Consider the following 16,257-nt stretch of genomic DNA (forward strand, 5'->3'; position numbering starts at 1 on the left):
TGAGAAAAGGGTGATTGATTCGTCTTTTAGGATGTTTTTTTGCAAATATTATTCCTTATAAATAGGGGCAAAATTCTCGTTTCAGGATGCTCGCTTTCCGTGGGGCTCGCACCTTCCACTCCAATCAAGCCGTTTTGCTCCATTAGTTGCTGTCGTTGAACGGGTGAAAACATCCATCTTATAGAAATAGACTAACAGTGCATATTTTGGGAGAACAACGTTGAATAGAAAAGCACAAGCGCCTTATTCAGATCCGAAGAAAAATGTTCACATGACTCAAAAAGTGCTTTTTACTTTTAGAAGCATGGGGCAATACTCACAGGGGCTAGGCGCTAGAGCTAGACAGCCTTCACATTTCAAAAAGTATATACTTTTTCACCTTTTAAAAAACAAGCCTCCCATTTTATTGTTCTTAAACCGAGTAATTTCAAAACTTGCAAACGAATTTGATGGTGCGAAGTTTGAGTTAATATTACTTTTCCAACAAAAAACATGCTTGTTTCAGAACAGATTAAGTATTCTAAAGCAAGCATGTTTGTAATGGTTGAAAAAGCTTCGTCGTTCATTCAATTTTTTTGATGATTTTTGCTGGATTTCCCCCAACAATTACATTGTCTGGAATATCTTTCGTGACAACAGAACCGGACGCAATTACTACATTATTGCCAATTGTAATACCTGGATTAATAACCGATTTTCCACCAATCCATGCGTTATCTCCAATTGTCACAGGCTTTCCATATTCTCTTCCTGAATTTCTTTCTTCTGCATCAACAGGATGGGTTGCTGTATATATATGAACTCCTGGTGCTAAAAAACAATTATCTCCTATTTTGATTGGACATACATCTAAGAAGACACAATCAAAATTAGCAAAAAAATTCTCGCCTACATGAATATTATAACCATAGTCACAACGAAAAGGAGGCTCAATCTTTATTTTCTTGCCAATGGTACCAAAATATGTTTTTAAAAGTTCATGTCTTTTCTCCGTTTCGGTTTCTAATGTATGATTAAATAACCTCGCAAAAGCACGTGCATTTTTGCTTTCCTTTACTAAGATTGCATCTGCAGGTCTATATAATTCTCCACTTATCATTTTTTCTTTTTCAGTTTTCATTTGTCATCTCCTTGCTGTTAGTATAAAAAGCATTATTCTATTATACATAATTTCTCTTTATTTTCACTTATAAAACCTTATTAATTAATTTTTTTCTTAAAAGCTGATAAAATAATTAAGATTGTACAGGTTATGTGTATTTTTCATGTTGTTATGATAATAAATAAAGGGAAGGAGCAGATAGTATGAGGCATTATTTTCTTGAAACCAATCGTATCGGTTTTTCTATATGGGAAAAAAACCGATTTGGAATTAGCCAAATCTCTTTGGGGAGACTCCACTGTTACCAAGCTTATTTCTGCTAATGGTTCTTTTAATGAAAACGAAATAAAAGAAAGATGGAGTAAAGAAATGATAGGTCAAAAAATCGATAATGTTCAATACTGGCCAATTTTCGAACTCCAAACAAACGAACATATTGGTTGCTGCGGCTTGCGGCCATATGATTTAGATAAAAAAATTTTTGAAATCGGTATACATCTAAAAAGCTTATATTGGGGAAAAGGGTATGCTTCTGAGGCGGTTGAAGCGGTGATAAACTATGCATTTGATGAACTGAAGGCCACTAATTTATTTGCTGGACATCATCCAGATAATAATGGCTCCAAGCATTTATTAACCAAATTAGGTTTTAAGTATTCCCATAATGAATATTATTCTCCTACGGGACTATATCATCCCTCTTATTTTTATCATTGATTTAAACTTCTTCCCATTTCAAATGGAAAATGCCATAAAAATTGTGGAATAACTTTGTGGGAGTGACGAAGAGAGCGAACATTTTTCAGGCAGCTTGGGCAGTTCGGCACTGCTTTTTTCTTCCTCCTCCATTATTCCAAATATTCATCCATGTATTCCTTTAATTCTTGTTCTATTTCTTCTCCTGTTTCATCAAGAAGTTCTCCAATGACTTTGCTTCCTGGGAATTTACTTACTATCGGAACCCCTAAGAAAATCCGTTCGCATTCCCAAATTTTAATACGATGTAAATCACAAAGTTCACCTCTTTCATCTATGACACCAATTGTAAGAGAAGATAGATAGCCCGGTTGAAAATACTCCTCCCCGTTTTTATCAAATGCCGCATCAAGAACCAAACGCTTCTCTGCAAAAATAGGTTTATATTCTTTTAACACCTTTTCAATTAACTCTTTCATTATTGTTTCTTTTTGTTCGATTTTTGTCTTTAAATCCAACGTAAGCTCTTTTTGCAAGTATTTCATTTATGCACCTCCTACTTTTCTTACATGTTACCTTCAACTTATAGAAATTATTAGAAAAACACATCAAGCTGAATAAAAACGATTGAAAACAGCCTGATGTGTTTTCCATACTATGTGATTTATTCTCTTTTTCTATGGCTCGTTTAGCAACTGCTATATTTTATTTAACTGGTATCCAAATTTCTGAATAATAGTTTAAGTCTGCTGGATTTCCCTCTCCATATACTTCTAATGAAACCGTACCAGCTTGTATATATCCACTGCTTGGAAACCATTCCGTATATATTTGCTTCCACACTTTTTGTATACTAGCAGGCATTGGTCCATGTACTTCAAATACTGCCCAATTTGCTGCTGGAATAGTTAAAGCCTCATATCCATGAGTTTCTTTCTGTTTAGTGGATACGGCAATCCAATAATCCATTTTATGTTCTGTGTTTGCTGCTTCTGCACAAACACCTAATATTCCTTTTATTAGCCCATCATTTCTACTTGCCAAATCATCGGTTGTTCCATTACTATTCACTTCTTTCCACAATAAAGGAATCTCTCGTAAATTTTCATCAGAGTTCAATGAATAGGATCGTTTAATTCCGATTATTTGAAACGCATCTTTTGCTATTACTTTAACATTCATCTGTTCTGTTCCTTTCAAACTTATATAGTTTTCAATTCCCTTTTTATTCGATAATAGCTTGTACAAAAAATCTAAAACAATTAATAAGCATAATTCTTCTCAAGAAAAACGCTTTCATATTTTACAAGGAAACAAAAGACAATTGTTTCCCGCCGTTTATAAGAAAGTGCAATTACCTTGTTTAGCCCCGAAAAAATTTTATTCTTTCTTACTTTTTAAAAAAGGCTGGTGGAAAATTTAGCCGATCCACAATTAATCTCCACCGCCACCGCCACAGCTTCCTCCGTCACTTCCTCCAAAAGAAGAACCACAATCATTGCTGCTACTGCCCGTATAACCAATCTCATTCATATGAGTGTGTGTTGTGTGCTGATGATGAAAATGTGAATGTTGATTATCCATACTTGCATTTTTCTTTTTTGTTAAAAGCGTACGAACAACTACTAGACCTATAATTACGATTACAATATACATCATTATTTCCTCCTAATTTATATATTCACAAAAGCTGTCTATTTAATTTACGAAAGAAATTAGATAAAGTTTCAATTTTTTTAATATTCTTAAAAAAACAAAAAAAAGACGAATCCTATTATTATCCTGATTCTGTCTCTTTTCTATTAAAATCTTTGTCTTATCTTTTTAATGTGATTGATTAAACCTAGTTTCTTTTTTTTAATAGAATATAACAAGGTAATGGCACATAAAATAAGCAGGAAAAGAATAGCTGGATGTATATCACTTGACAAAAATCCTAATGGAATTAAGGCCAGAACAAAAAAATAGAAGAAGTTTCCGATAGCCGTTCCGAGTACAAACGTTTTTAAAGGAACCGTACTAGTTCCCGCCATAATATTTAAAATACTTGTTGGAAAAAACGGGAATATTCTACCATATATAACATAATATATTCCTTTGCTTTCTATTTTCTCTAGTAAATCCGCATATTTTTTTGGTAAAGAAATATCTTTGAGCCAATATCGCACCGCTAAAAATATAACGATTGCTGCAAGTATACTTGATATCCAACTCCAGATAAATCCGTATAAAAATCCAAAAGAATAATAATTTATTGATATCACAACAAGCAGTGGAATAATGGTAAAGCTATTTTGAATGATCATCAGAAATAAACTAAAAATAAGCGCATAATAATAGTTTTCTTTCAAAAAGGACGAAACGGTTTGAATTTCCCCCTTTTGAATAGACTGAAATATCTCTGTATCAAAAAAAAGAAAGCAAATGATGAATACAGAACCAACAAACGTAAACAATCTCCAATATTTTTTAATAAGATATCACCTTTTTCATATATGTATATGGTCTTTTTACAAAAAAAGACACCTCACTTTTCCCTCCATTTTTTCTCCTTTATAATACCCTTTTTTTCACAGAATGAATCTGCTCTATAAGTCATTTTTATTTATAGGCAGTTATCTTTATTCAACGTTCAACAAGGAATAAATCCTTTCTATTTTAGGACTTAAGTAACATACTACATAACTAATCTATTACAAAGTCCTACTTAGCATTACGTTTTGTTTAAATTTTCCTCTAGTACAAATAATTACTTTTTTATAAGGTATAATAATAGTTGTAATCGGAGGTGGAAGGATGATTTCATTATTAGAAGATATTACGCAAACAGGCAATAAAGACACGAAACTTTATATGTTTAAAACCGCAAATGACCGGTTTATTATTGCGATTCCAAAAATCCATTGGTCTACAGAATTTTCTGCTGCTGATGATTTACTAACAAGATTTGAACATATCCAAGCTTCTTTAACCTTTCATATGTATGATGGTGATTCATCCATTCTGGCAAAAAATATTACTGTGTACTCATCCGAATATGATGATATTCGTACATAGTCTGTTACTTCCCCTTAATCGCGCATCTTTCTATAGGAATTTTTTTATCTTCCTGTTTAAATGATGAAAATCTCTACCTCTCGCAGGTTGGTCTAGTCAGGTGGAGGAGAAGCCCCAATTTCGCTTCTGCCAATGTCATCAACTAAGATTCCATAAATTGTAATATATTGAAAATTAATGTTTGGAATGGCGTCTGCTCGACTCCTATGGGAATTGCGAGACAGGTGGGACCCCGCAGGAGCTGCGACGAGGAGGCTCACCGCTCGCCCCATGGAAAGCGAGCAGTAAGCCTCGGAAAACCTAGCGCATACTCCCATTTTCTATTCATTTTCCATTATATTAAAGTTCAACTTACCTGACTTCCCGGTACCTTTAGTTGGCTGAAAGGAATGTGCTTATTGTCATCTATAGTTTACATTTTCCTATATTATGTGTAGGAGTCTTTAATTACCTCATCTTTTTTGCATCAGTACGTTTTAAAATAACGGATATCAGCGAGATTTTTTTAATACAGTTTAAGATTAAATTATTTTAACTTTTGGCTTTTTCTATTGCCATTCTTTAGTCTTGTTCTTTTATCAAAATCCCCAAAGTAATTATTGTTATGTACGGTCATAAGATTTCTATAAGAAGCTAGAAATTTTTAAGAAACATAAAAATCGTTAAAAGGACATAGTAAATTAAACAGCAGTATATAAGAGGTAAACCATTTAACTATAAAGATAGACTGCTTCTTTGCTTCTTTGCTTCTTTAACAATCTATCTTTTGTGTTTAAAACAATTCTATGAAAGCATCTACTAGCATCGGATCAAACTGTTTTCCTCTTTGTGATTTGATAAATGCTAAAGATTGTTCCACCGTCCAAGAATCTTTATATGCCCTTCTTGAGACTAGAGCATCAAATACATCCACAATGGCAACCACTCTTGCCTCAAAGGGAATATTCTCGCCTTCTAAACGATACGGATATCCAGTTCCGTCCCACCTTTCATGATGGTATTTTATAATATTTTCAGCTACTTTTAGACTTTTTATAAATTCAAGATGCAAGCCTGTTGATATTTTGCTTAGTATATCCATTCCTATCAAAGGATGCATTTCGATAATTTTTCTTTCGTACTCTGTTAATGGTCCGGGTCTATATAAAATTCCTTCTGGGATACCCGCTTTTCCTATATCATGGAGAATACTAGCGTGGATGATTTGATATAAATATGGTAAAGAGAGGCACTGGTTGTTTTTAGTAGAAAACGAGGCTACTAATTGTTCCGTTAATCGCTGAACATTTAATAAATGCTGCTCAATCCCTGGATCGCGAATTTCACAAGAAATAGCCAATACTCGCAATAATTCTCTTTCCGTGCTTATTTTTTCACTTTCAGGAATATAAACTCCTTGCTTTAATTGCTCTAATTCTCGAAACGTGCCAATATAATAGATTTCCTCTTTCTCACGCATTGGCGTAATAGTCAATGAAGCATGCCAAAGACCCCCACATTTCTTTTTATTTAAAAGTACTCCTGACCATGGCTTACATTCATTTAATGCGTTTTCTAAAGAAGTATAAGTAGACGAAGGGGTTAGCGATGATTTTAAAAATCCAGCATTTAAACCGATAACAGCATTTCTATCATACCCTGTTATTCTTTCATATTCTTGATTCACTTCTACTATCGTGTGATTACTATCCGTAATCAGTACAGCGTCTGCTAAATGCAAAAAAACCTTTAAGCGCAGAGGCAGTTGTTGCAAATGTTTCAGAAATTCCACCTTCCTTCTTAATAATGTCAATAGAATAATAACATATTTTAGATGTTAGTAACGTTGATTATATTTTCTTTTATTAAAAAATAATTGAATTTTTTATGATTTTCCAACAAAAAAAAGCTTGTACAAACCAATGTACAAAGCTTTTAACTAGCTTGTCCTACTAATAAGCAGCTTCTATCGTCCGAATAATAGAATAAAGTGTTTGATTAATGGGCGTATCAATATGTAGTTGTTTTCCATAGTCTATTACTTTCTCTGAAAACATAGCAACCTCTGTTAATCGTTTAGCTTCTATATCTTGAAGCATGGAAGTTTTCCCATCTTTGCTCACTTTACTTAAAATATGCTCAAAAAAAGCTTCCATGTCTTTTTCTTGTAGATCAATTGATTGTGCTTTTGCAAGATTGATAACCTCTTTCATCGCGTCCATCGCTAAATCCCTTGCATAACCAGACTCTTGAAAAAAACCATAGGGTGCCCTGGTAACCGCAGAAACTTGATTCATCCCAACATTAATCATAAATTTATACCATAATGTTCGTTCCATATCTTCTGGCACTTCTACTGGAATTGCTCCTTGTTCAAAACAAGCTTTTACCTTTTGCACCCTTTCTGTTATATGCTTGTTTTTCTTCTCTCCAAACGATATTTTACCTGGATTGGAACAAAAAATAGAATGTCCGTCTCTTGTAGAATCAATGCCATTGCACATAGCATACAGGATCTTTTCCCTTCCATATGCTGCAGCCAGTTCTTCTTCACTTGTGATTCCGTTAAGTAAAGAGAGAATGATTGTATGCTCCCCTACATGCTGTTTAATGGAAGCAATCGCTTCTCCTAATTGGCCATATTTAACCGCTATAATAATTAAATCTGCCGCTTCCACCTCTTGTTCTGGTGTTATATATGTAAACGAAACTGGCTCATTATTAACATATATGCCGTTTTGTTTATACCGGTTTTTCCTTTGTTCATCGACAATCGCATATACTTGGAAACCTCCTGTTTTCTGAAGCATATCTCCATACACAGAACCAATTGCTCCAAGTCCAACAATAGCTATTCTTTTAATACCTGACATGTATTTTCTCCTCCAATATTCATCTTACTATTTAAAAACAAGTTAATTAAATAATAAACTATTAAACACTTCTTTGCCGAAAAGAGTGGTTTATTCCTTTTAACTGAGGATAAACTGTTCTCTTAAAAAAGCACGGGGGCGCCAGTGCTTTTACTTTTATTCTTTCTTTTGCAAGAATAAAAAAAGAGCCAAGCAAGGCTCTTTTTTCAAGGAATTATAAATAATCTCTTTTCTTTGCTGACTTCCAGCTTAGGATAGGAATTAAAATAAGCAAAACAAGGACAACGATAGTCATAATTGGTTTATCTTGAAATGGCAGCGGAATATTCATGCCAAAAAAACCTGTAATAGCTGCAATAACTGCTGTTAGAACCGTAATCATCGTCAATCGCTGCATCGAAGAATTCGTTCTTGCAGAAACGATGGAAAAATACGTGTCCATCGCACCAGATACTAAATCACGATATACTTCAAGTGAATCGGCAATTCGTTCTAAATGGTCGACCAAATCCATAAAATAAGGGATATTTTCTTCTTGTACTTTAAATAAGTAGCGATTTCCAACAGACGCAAAGATTCTCTTTTTCGGCTGAATAACTCTTCTAAATATAACAATCGTTCGTTTAAGCGCTAGAAATTCTTCCGAAATTTCTTTTGCAGGATTGATATACATTTCGTCTTCTAATTCATCAATTCGTTCTGAAATTCGATTCAAGATAGGAAAATATTCATCCACAATTTCATCTATTATGCAATATAGAAAATAATCGGCGCCTTGGTTCATTTTTGTTTTACTGTGGCGGATGGTATCGACCACTTTCCCTATCGCTTTGATTCGCTTCGGATGAACGGTAACGATATAATTTTCTCCTAAAAAGACATTTAATTCCTGTGTGGTGATTTCCACATCATTTTCTTCATTATAATTAACGGAATTAAAGATAAAAAAAGTATACCCATCATAACGATCAACCTTTGATCGAAGTGTATGCTGCAAACAGTCTTCTATTGCGAGTGGATGAAAATCAAATATTTCTGCGATTTTTTGCAGCTCTTCCTTTGTTGTATCATAAAGATCGATCCACAACAGGTTTTCTTTTTCATTGCCTACTTTCATATGCTCTTTTATATCCGCTAAATCTATTTTATTTTTTACTTCCTCATTTGTTTTTGTATATAAATATGTCTTAATCATGTTCTTCACCTCTCCAGTTCGATTAGAGGCAATAAAGAATACTTTTGACTCCCGTTCTTTTACAATAAATGATAGGTATTAAGAAGAACGGGAGGAATCTTTATTTCCTCATTCCTTTTATCTTTTTGTTTCTGTATCGAATTTGGATCATCCGCTCCCATTCTTTCCCACCTCCATTTTATATAAGCGCAAGCGTCTTGCTCAGTCACGAAGTAAATGTTCTCTTTCCCTTTCTTTCAAAGTATTTTTTACTTTAAGAATCAAAAGATTATACTCACAGGGGCTAGACGCTAAATCTAGACAGTAATCCAACTTTCTATATCTGTTCTTTTCTAAACAAAAAAACCTCTCTCTATTGAAAGAAGCCATTAACAGCAATATCCGTACATCTACATTGCATTCATGTCTTCCCTCGTTTTGTTTTAGCACTGTATAGCATAGGAATATATCCAGCTACATTAAGAAAAACCTTAATCCGATTTTTCCTGTTGACCCATTGGCGTCTTTGGACATTTTTGGGCAGCAGCGTATCTCTATACAGGAGCCTCACTTAACAGAAAACAACTATTTAATTCGACCTATCATCTTTAAGAGGTTGTTCAAAAAGTCCGGTAAAAATGACACGTCGAATTTCTTCGTTGGTTTGCTTTTCCGCTTCTCACGTATTAACACCATACGTTCCGATGCTCAAAGCTAAACCGCCTCGAACTTCTCGGTCCTTTTTATCCTCCTTTTTGAACACGCACTTTAACTACTTACACACTATATACCCTTGAAAACATTTTCGTCAAGCCATTGTAATTATATTTTCCTTTTTGTTGCCAAGATCCGGCCTATTTCTTTTTCACTTGGTTCAGAACGCATCATTTTTTTACAATATATTACTTTAAGCACATTTTCATTAAAAACTAATGTAAAATAATTACTATAGAAAAAAGGGGGAATAATCTTGAAAAAAATCATGCTTGGATTATGTACTATTTTCATTCTGCTAAGCAGTACAGGCTGTTCTAATAAGGAAGCAAATAAAGGAACGAATTACCTTCCAAATCCTATTGATAGCAGTTGGACAGATTCAGATAAAACGTACGAATTAGTAGGAGAATTGAGTGACTTTGGATTACTTGCTGATAAACCTATTTTAACTGGAAAAGAAAATACATATACTTGGTTATTCTGGGTGGGAAAAGAGGATGAAAAAGATCCATTACTAGGAAAAACAGTAGAGTTATATGCCCAAAATGAAAAATCGGAGAAAAAATTATTTTTATCTACTGGGAAAATAAAAGCACTGGATCGTGATGATCCACAGCCGCCAGATAGTGATTCTGTTTTAAAATATAATTCGGCCTTCCGTTTAATGACTGCTGGAAAATGGCAGATTGATTCTTATGTAGACAAAAAATTAATTGGTTCTGTTGTTGTGATGGTAGCAGATAAAAAGTAAGGCTACCCTATAAAGAGGATTTCTTACACTCTCAATTAATCCGCAGTCAGAATACATACACTTCGCTTTCCTGCGAGGTCTCGTCTTTCTCGCATTCCCGCGGGAGTCTTCGTGTATTCTGACTGCTACCTGCTTCAAACTTAGATCAATAAGTCAATCGACAATGCCTCAAATATTCCATCTTATAATTATTCCTAAATGAGTAAGTCCTCCTCCAAATCCGTACAAAAGCAGGTTCTCTCCGTTTCTTACTTTTCCTTCTTCTATCCCTAAATTTAACGCCAATGGAATAGAAGCAGCAGAGGTATTTCCATAATACTCCATGCTTGTTAATGTTTTTTCCACTGCAATCTCTGCTTTTTCACAGATTGATTCCACCATTCGTAAATTGGCACTATGGGGAATAAACCAATCTACTTTCTCTTTATTTAATCCTGCCTTTTTCCATAATTCCTTTATTCCAACTGGAAGTGTGCGAACCGCCCATTTATATACTTCTCTACCATTCTGGACAATTTTTCCGCTAGATGTTAAAGGTGTGTGAAACATCGTATCAGCAAATGTACTTCGATATACATTTATTCCTCCTTGGCCATCTGTTCCCATATGACATGCTAAAAAGCTCGGATTTTTATCGTCATATTCTACTAACATCGCACCAGCACCATCTCCAAATAAGATGCATGTAGAGCGATCCGTATAATCGGTTACTTTGGTTAACGTTTCCGATGCTACAACAAGAATTTTTTTATGGGCACCGGCAGTAATTAAGCTATTTGCCAGATGCAATCCATATGTAAACCCAGCACAAGTTGCATTTAAATCAAAGGCTGCCGTGCTCATGATTTGAAAATATGCTTGAATTTGAGATGCCACCCCCGGAAAACCATAATCAGATGTTGTTGTAGCAACAATAATACAGTCTACATCGTCTACTTTTACATTGTATTTGTCCATCATGCCCTCAATTGCATGAAACGCCAAAGTAGAAGCATATTCCTGTTCCCCTGCTACTCTTCTTTCCTTTATCCCCGTTCTTTGTACAATCCATTCATCATTTGTATCAACCATTTTTTCTAATGTTTCATTGGTTAAGACTGATTCCGGTACATAACTTCCAATCGCAGTAATTCTTGCCTTCGAAATCATACTATTTCAGCTCCTTTGTTTTTTAACATCTAGCATAATAACCTGATATTAACACCAGGTATTAAAAAAGTGCAATAGTTTTGCTTTTCACTAAAAAAACAGCCGTTTTTTTCCATTTATCTAGCATCCTCTTCCTTTTTTCGTTACACTCTTAGTAGATAAACAAAAAAGATGTGGTGGTAATTATGTTTAAACTATTATTAATTGAAGATGATAAAACATTATTCCAAGAGATTAAAGAGCGGTTAAATCAGTGGTCTTATGAAGTATTTGGCATCACAGATTTTCATGCTGTTATGCAGGATTTCACTGAAATAAAACCAGATTTGGTTATTATTGATATACAGCTGCCAAAATATGATGGCTTTCATTGGTGCCGCATGATCCGCAGCCATTCCAAGGTGCCGATTATTTTTTTATCATCAAGGGATCACCCAACAGATATGGTGATGAGCATGCAGCTTGGCGCAGATGATTTTGTGCAAAAACCTTTTCATTTTGAGGTATTAATCGCTAAAATCCAAGCAATTCTGCGCCGAGTTTACAATTATAATATGGAAACAAATGAATTAAAAACATGGTGTGGTGCAACAATCGATTATGAAAAAAATATGGTGATCAGTTACTCAGGTGCTGCGATTGAATTAACCAAAAATGAAATTTTCATTCTAAAACAGCTGATTGATCAAAAAAATAAAATTGTCAGCCGTGATCATTTAATCAACAGTTTATGGAATGACAAACGGTTTATCAGCGATAATACATTAACAGTCAATGTCAACCGTCTCCGAAAAAGACTGGATGAAATCGGTCTTGGCAGATTTATTGAAACTAAAGTCGGTCAAGGCTATATCGCTATAGAAGAGGAAGCATTATGATTAAAACATTTCTTGCCGAAAAAAGAAGCTGGATCTTGTTTATTTTATTTTTACAAATCCTAAGCCTTTTTATTGCAAGCATGGATTCTAGCATTTCTTTTCATTCCATGCTGTATATCTCTTTTTTAGCCTTGCTTTTTTTCATTGTCTTTTTCATTTTCCGCTATCATAAAGAAACCGTCTTTTATAAAAGTCTAGCAGAACGAGAAAATAATCTAGATATAACAAGCATCGCCATTCCAGAAAGTCCTTTTGAAAAAATTGTCGAAGAAAGCATGATGAATCAAACAGAGTTGCTAAAGAAAGAAGCACAACAAAACTCCATCCTATTAGAACAGGAAAAGGATGAACTGCTAGCCTGGATTCATGAAGTGAAAACACCATTAACTGCCATGCATTTAATTATTGACCGTTTGGATAATGAACCAATAAAAGCACAATTGACCTATGAGTGGCTGCGAATTCATTTATTACTCGATCAGCAGCTTTATCAAAAAAGAATTCCTTTTATGCAAAACGACTTATATATAGAAAAAACAAATGTAGAAGAGATTATTTTCGATGAAATTAAAACATTGCAAGCATGGTGCATTCAAAAGGGCTTAGGATTTGATATAGAGTTGAAAACAAAAGAAGCCCTTAGTGACAGCAAGTGGCTCGCCTTTATTATACGTCAGCTTTTATCTAATGCTGTAAAATACAGCGAAGCAGCGGATATTACAATAAGCAGCTATCACAATGGGGAAAACACTATTTTGCAGATAAAGGATAGTGGGGTTGGCATCGATGCAAAGGATTTGCCACGAATTTTTGATAAAAGCTTTACCTCCACAACAAATCATGTAAACAATCATGCAACAGGCATGGGATTATATTTAAGCAAAAAAGTAGCAGACGGTCTTCTTATTACTATTGAAGTTGAATCCATGCTAAATAAGGGAACTGCCTTTCTCTTAACCTTTCCGAAAGAAAATGATTTTGTCTGCCTTAACAGCAAGGCAAACATATAAAATGACAGGCATGTGACAAAAATGTCACATGCTTTCTTTATTTGTTCTCCCAATCGAAGGATGTTTTCTTATTCCTTTTTTATAATATACGTATCAATTAAAGGAGTGTGTCAGAAATGATTATATTAGAAGCTAATAAAATTCATAAAAGCTATGGCAACAAGTTCAATAAACAGGAAGTATTAAAAGGGCTTGATATCAACATAGAAAAGGGGGAATTTGTCAGCATTATGGGTGCGTCTGGTTCAGGAAAAACTACCTTGCTTAATGTGCTCTCCTCGATTGACAAGGTAACAAGCGGTACCATTAAGATTGAGCAACAAGAAATCACGGGGCTTAAAGAAAAGCAGCTTGCTGAATTTCGCAAAAATCATCTAGGTTTTATTTTTCAAGACTATAATTTACTGGATACTTTAACCGTAAAAGAAAATATCCTGCTTCCCTTATCTATAACAAAAACTCCCAAAAAAGAAGCAGAAGAAAGATTTACTGCGTTAGCAAATGATCTTGGCATCAATGAATTAAAGAATAAATACCCAAATGAAATATCTGGTGGCCAAAAACAGCGTACATCTGCAGCAAGAGCATTTATTCATGAACCAAGCATTATTTTTGCTGATGAGCCAACCGGAGCACTTGACAGTAAATCTGCCGCTGATTTATTAAATAAACTAAGCAGCTTAAATAAAAACCGCAAAGCAACGATTGTTATGGTCACCCATGATCCGGCAGCGGCAAGCTTCTCGAGCCGTGTGATTTTTATTAAAGATGGACAAATTTATACCCAGTTAAATAAAGGAGATCAGGAAAGACAACGCTTCTTCCAAGATATTATGAAAACGCAAGGGATATTAAGCGGGGTGCAGTATGAACATTAATCAGCTTATTTTACGAAACTTGCTTAAAAATATAAAAAATTATTATCTTTATCTATTCGCATTGATTTTTAGTGTTGCTTTGTATTTTTCTTTCGTGACCTTACAATATGACCCATCAATGGATGCAACAAAGGGGTCATTAAAAGGAGCCGCTTCTATACGTGCAGCATCGATTTTATTAGTTGCCATTGTTGCTGTATTTTTGTTTTATGCCAATATGATTTTTACGAAGCGCCGCAGCAAGGAAATTGGTTTATTTCAACTAATTGGCATGACCAAAAATCGGATTTTTCGCATTCTTATTACAGAAAATGTACTTTTGTATTTTGGCTCCTTGTTAATTGGGACATTTATTGGTTTTTCTTTTAGCAAATTGGTTATCTTGATTTTATTTAAAATTACAGCTGTTCAAGGGATTGCTACATTACATTTTTCTGGAAAAGCACTTATTCAAACGATTCTTGTGTTCTGTGCCATTTATCTCTTTATCATGCTGATGAACTATATTTTTATCAAAAAACAAACGATTCTATCCTTATTTCACGTCAAATCATCCTCAGAAGGCAGAGTAAAAAAATTATCTGTATGGGAAGTACTGATGGGGATTGTCGGCATCGTCTTCGTAATTGGCGGCTATTATCTTTCCTCCAGACTGTTTAATGGCGATTTCCCAACGATGAATGCTTTATTTGCAGCGATGATTAGTGTACTTGCTTTCGTTATTATTGGAACCTATCTACTGTATAAAGGATCTGTCAGCTTTATCTCCAATATTATTCGAAAAAGCAAAAATGGCTATTTAAACATTAATGAAGTGTTGTCCCTTTCTACTATTATGTTTCGTATGAAATCCAATGCACTTCTTTTAACAATTATTACGACCGTTTCTGCCCTTGCCATTGCGCTATTGTCATTAAGCTATATTACCTTTTATTCTGCAGAGCAAACAGCAAAAAAGAGTGTACCCAACCAGTTTGCTTTCACTGAAACAAAAACAGCCGATACGTTTACACAGGCATTATCAGATAAAAATATTGCCTTTAAAGAAACAATCATACCCGTTATACAGGTAAATGCAGATGTCAAAAATATTCTTGCTGCTGAACCAAAAGGTATGACACAGGATATGAGCCAAATGACGATTTCAGTTGTTAACGAAAACAGTGTAAAAGGAACAGATTTGCAAAAAGACGAAACTATTTTCACAGGCTATAATGATGTCTTGCAGCGGTTTATGAGTTTTAAAGACAAAGGGATTGTTACATTCAAAAGCAAAAGTGGCACGGTTCCCCTTCGCTATATTGGGTTAAACGAAGACAGCGTTGTGTCCTTTACTTTTACAGCTGGCGGCTTGCCAACAGCGATTGTCGATCATACTGTTTTTGATACTCTTTTGAATAATTTAGATCAAAGTATTCAAATGCAGTCAACCACTTATGTTGGAATCGATATAAACGATGAATCGAAACTAGAAAAAGCTAATCAAACTTTTCATGAGCTGGCACTCGATCAAAATATGCCCAACCTTTCTCGACTGGATATGCTAAACGATCGAAAAAGAACAATGGGACTAACGATGTTTATTGTTGCCTTTTTAGGACTTGCCTTCCTCGTTACCTCTGGATGCATTCTGTATTTTAAACAAATGGACGAAGGCGAAGACGAAAAATACAATTATACGATTTTACGAAAATTAGGCTATACACAAGGCGATTTGCTGAGAGGCATTCAAGGCAAACAGCTTTTCAGCTTTGGAATTCCGTTAATCGTTGGACTAGTTCACAGCTATTTCGCCGTCCAATCCGGCTGGTTCTTCTTCGGATCCGAGCTTTGGACGCCAATGATTATTGTTATGGTATTGTATACTGCCCTTTATTCGATCTTTGGCATTCTTTCTGTTTTCTATTATAAAAAGATTATTAAAGCGGCATTGTAATACAAAAAAGTGGTGTCTCTATAAATGGGACGCCACTTTTTTTGCTTGCCATACATG

General features: G+C 34.6%; 17 protein-coding genes and 1 riboswitch. Of the genes, 8 read left to right on the forward strand and 9 right to left on the reverse strand.

Features of this window, described 5'->3' with window-relative positions:
- Positions 1 to 220: 220 nt before the first annotated feature.
- On the forward strand, positions 221 to 541 hold the full coding sequence (locus tag AC5LWL_RS13940; protein WP_493434865.1) for a hypothetical protein: 321 nt from the start codon (positions 221 to 223) through the stop codon (positions 539 to 541).
- Positions 542 to 562: 21 nt separating this feature from the next.
- On the opposite strand, the gene AC5LWL_RS13945 is transcribed toward AC5LWL_RS13940, so the two are convergent.
- Positions 563 to 1,120, reverse strand: coding sequence for a maltose acetyltransferase domain-containing protein (locus tag AC5LWL_RS13945; protein WP_493434866.1), 558 nt, complete (start codon positions 1,118 to 1,120; stop codon positions 563 to 565).
- A 201-nt stretch (positions 1,121 to 1,321) separates the two neighbouring features.
- Between AC5LWL_RS13945 and AC5LWL_RS13950 the strand changes: the two genes are divergently transcribed.
- Positions 1,322 to 1,819, forward strand: a complete 498-nt coding sequence (locus AC5LWL_RS13950; RefSeq protein ID WP_493434867.1) for a GNAT family N-acetyltransferase — start codon at positions 1,322 to 1,324, stop codon at positions 1,817 to 1,819.
- A gap of 131 nt (positions 1,820 to 1,950) precedes the next feature.
- Here the strand turns inward: AC5LWL_RS13950 and AC5LWL_RS13955 are convergent, their stop codons facing one another.
- From AC5LWL_RS13955 to AC5LWL_RS13970, 4 genes are all read right to left on the reverse strand, one after another.
- Positions 1,951 to 2,343, reverse strand: coding sequence for a hypothetical protein (locus tag AC5LWL_RS13955; RefSeq protein WP_493434868.1), 393 nt, complete (start codon positions 2,341 to 2,343; stop codon positions 1,951 to 1,953).
- Positions 2,344 to 2,503: 160 nt separating this feature from the next.
- The gene (locus AC5LWL_RS13960; protein ID WP_493434869.1) at positions 2,504 to 2,980 is read right to left on the reverse strand and encodes a GyrI-like domain-containing protein; all 477 of its coding nucleotides are present in this window, start codon (positions 2,978 to 2,980) and stop codon (positions 2,504 to 2,506) included.
- Positions 2,981 to 3,232: 252 nt separating this feature from the next.
- A complete protein-coding gene (locus tag AC5LWL_RS13965; protein WP_493434870.1) occupies positions 3,233 to 3,457 on the reverse strand; it encodes a hypothetical protein in 225 nt (74 codons plus the stop codon).
- Positions 3,458 to 3,600: 143 nt separating this feature from the next.
- Positions 3,601 to 4,254: a TVP38/TMEM64 family protein gene (locus AC5LWL_RS13970; protein WP_493434871.1), complete on the reverse strand. Its 654-nt coding sequence runs from the start codon at positions 4,252 to 4,254 to the stop codon at positions 3,601 to 3,603.
- A gap of 340 nt (positions 4,255 to 4,594) precedes the next feature.
- On the opposite strand from AC5LWL_RS13970, the gene AC5LWL_RS13975 reads away from it, so the two are divergent.
- Positions 4,595 to 4,855, forward strand: a complete 261-nt coding sequence (locus AC5LWL_RS13975) for a YueH family protein (protein WP_493434872.1) — start codon at positions 4,595 to 4,597, stop codon at positions 4,853 to 4,855.
- A 772-nt stretch (positions 4,856 to 5,627) separates the two neighbouring features.
- Here AC5LWL_RS13975 and AC5LWL_RS13980 read toward each other — a convergent pair.
- The 3 genes from AC5LWL_RS13980 to AC5LWL_RS13990 all read right to left on the reverse strand — a co-directional run bounded on the left by AC5LWL_RS13980 (position 5,628) and on the right by AC5LWL_RS13990 (position 8,902).
- Positions 5,628 to 6,608 carry an HD-GYP domain-containing protein gene (locus tag AC5LWL_RS13980; protein WP_493434873.1) on the reverse strand — a complete coding sequence of 327 codons (981 nt, stop codon included), beginning with the start codon at positions 6,606 to 6,608 and terminating at the stop codon, positions 5,628 to 5,630.
- A gap of 178 nt (positions 6,609 to 6,786) precedes the next feature.
- Positions 6,787 to 7,707 (reverse strand): ketopantoate reductase family protein, encoded by a 921-nt coding sequence (locus tag AC5LWL_RS13985; protein WP_493434874.1) that lies wholly within the window; start codon positions 7,705 to 7,707, stop codon positions 6,787 to 6,789.
- Positions 7,708 to 7,921: 214 nt separating this feature from the next.
- Positions 7,922 to 8,902 (reverse strand): magnesium transporter CorA family protein, encoded by a 981-nt coding sequence (locus tag AC5LWL_RS13990; protein ID WP_493434875.1) that lies wholly within the window; start codon positions 8,900 to 8,902, stop codon positions 7,922 to 7,924.
- A gap of 401 nt (positions 8,903 to 9,303) precedes the next feature.
- Positions 9,304 to 9,467, reverse strand: a riboswitch (M-box (ykoK) riboswitch).
- A 384-nt stretch (positions 9,468 to 9,851) separates the two neighbouring features.
- Here AC5LWL_RS13990 and AC5LWL_RS13995 point away from each other — a divergent pair.
- On the forward strand, positions 9,852 to 10,349 hold the full coding sequence (locus AC5LWL_RS13995) for a hypothetical protein (protein WP_493434876.1): 498 nt from the start codon (positions 9,852 to 9,854) through the stop codon (positions 10,347 to 10,349).
- Between the two features lie 168 nt (positions 10,350 to 10,517).
- On the opposite strand, the gene AC5LWL_RS14000 is transcribed toward AC5LWL_RS13995, so the two are convergent.
- Positions 10,518 to 11,498, reverse strand: coding sequence for a ketoacyl-ACP synthase III (locus tag AC5LWL_RS14000; RefSeq protein ID WP_493434877.1), 981 nt, complete (start codon positions 11,496 to 11,498; stop codon positions 10,518 to 10,520).
- 185 nt (positions 11,499 to 11,683) lie between these two features.
- Here AC5LWL_RS14000 and AC5LWL_RS14005 point away from each other — a divergent pair, with 185 nt between their 5' ends.
- From AC5LWL_RS14005 to AC5LWL_RS14020, 4 genes are all read left to right on the forward strand, one after another.
- Complete coding sequence (locus AC5LWL_RS14005; protein WP_493434878.1) at positions 11,684 to 12,376, forward strand: response regulator transcription factor; 693 nt, start codon at positions 11,684 to 11,686, stop codon at positions 12,374 to 12,376.
- A complete protein-coding gene (locus tag AC5LWL_RS14010) occupies positions 12,373 to 13,386 on the forward strand; it encodes a sensor histidine kinase (RefSeq protein WP_493434879.1) in 1,014 nt (337 codons plus the stop codon). Before AC5LWL_RS14005 ends, AC5LWL_RS14010 begins: the two co-directional genes overlap by 4 nt.
- A gap of 116 nt (positions 13,387 to 13,502) precedes the next feature.
- Positions 13,503 to 14,264, forward strand: coding sequence for an ABC transporter ATP-binding protein (locus tag AC5LWL_RS14015; RefSeq protein ID WP_493434880.1), 762 nt, complete (start codon positions 13,503 to 13,505; stop codon positions 14,262 to 14,264).
- Complete coding sequence (locus AC5LWL_RS14020; protein ID WP_493434881.1) at positions 14,254 to 16,200, forward strand: FtsX-like permease family protein; 1,947 nt, start codon at positions 14,254 to 14,256, stop codon at positions 16,198 to 16,200. Before AC5LWL_RS14015 ends, AC5LWL_RS14020 begins: the two co-directional genes overlap by 11 nt.
- The last annotated feature ends 57 nt before the right edge of the window (positions 16,201 to 16,257 follow it).

It is taken from the genome of Niallia sp. WK069_GA_01, assembly GCF_983173855.1.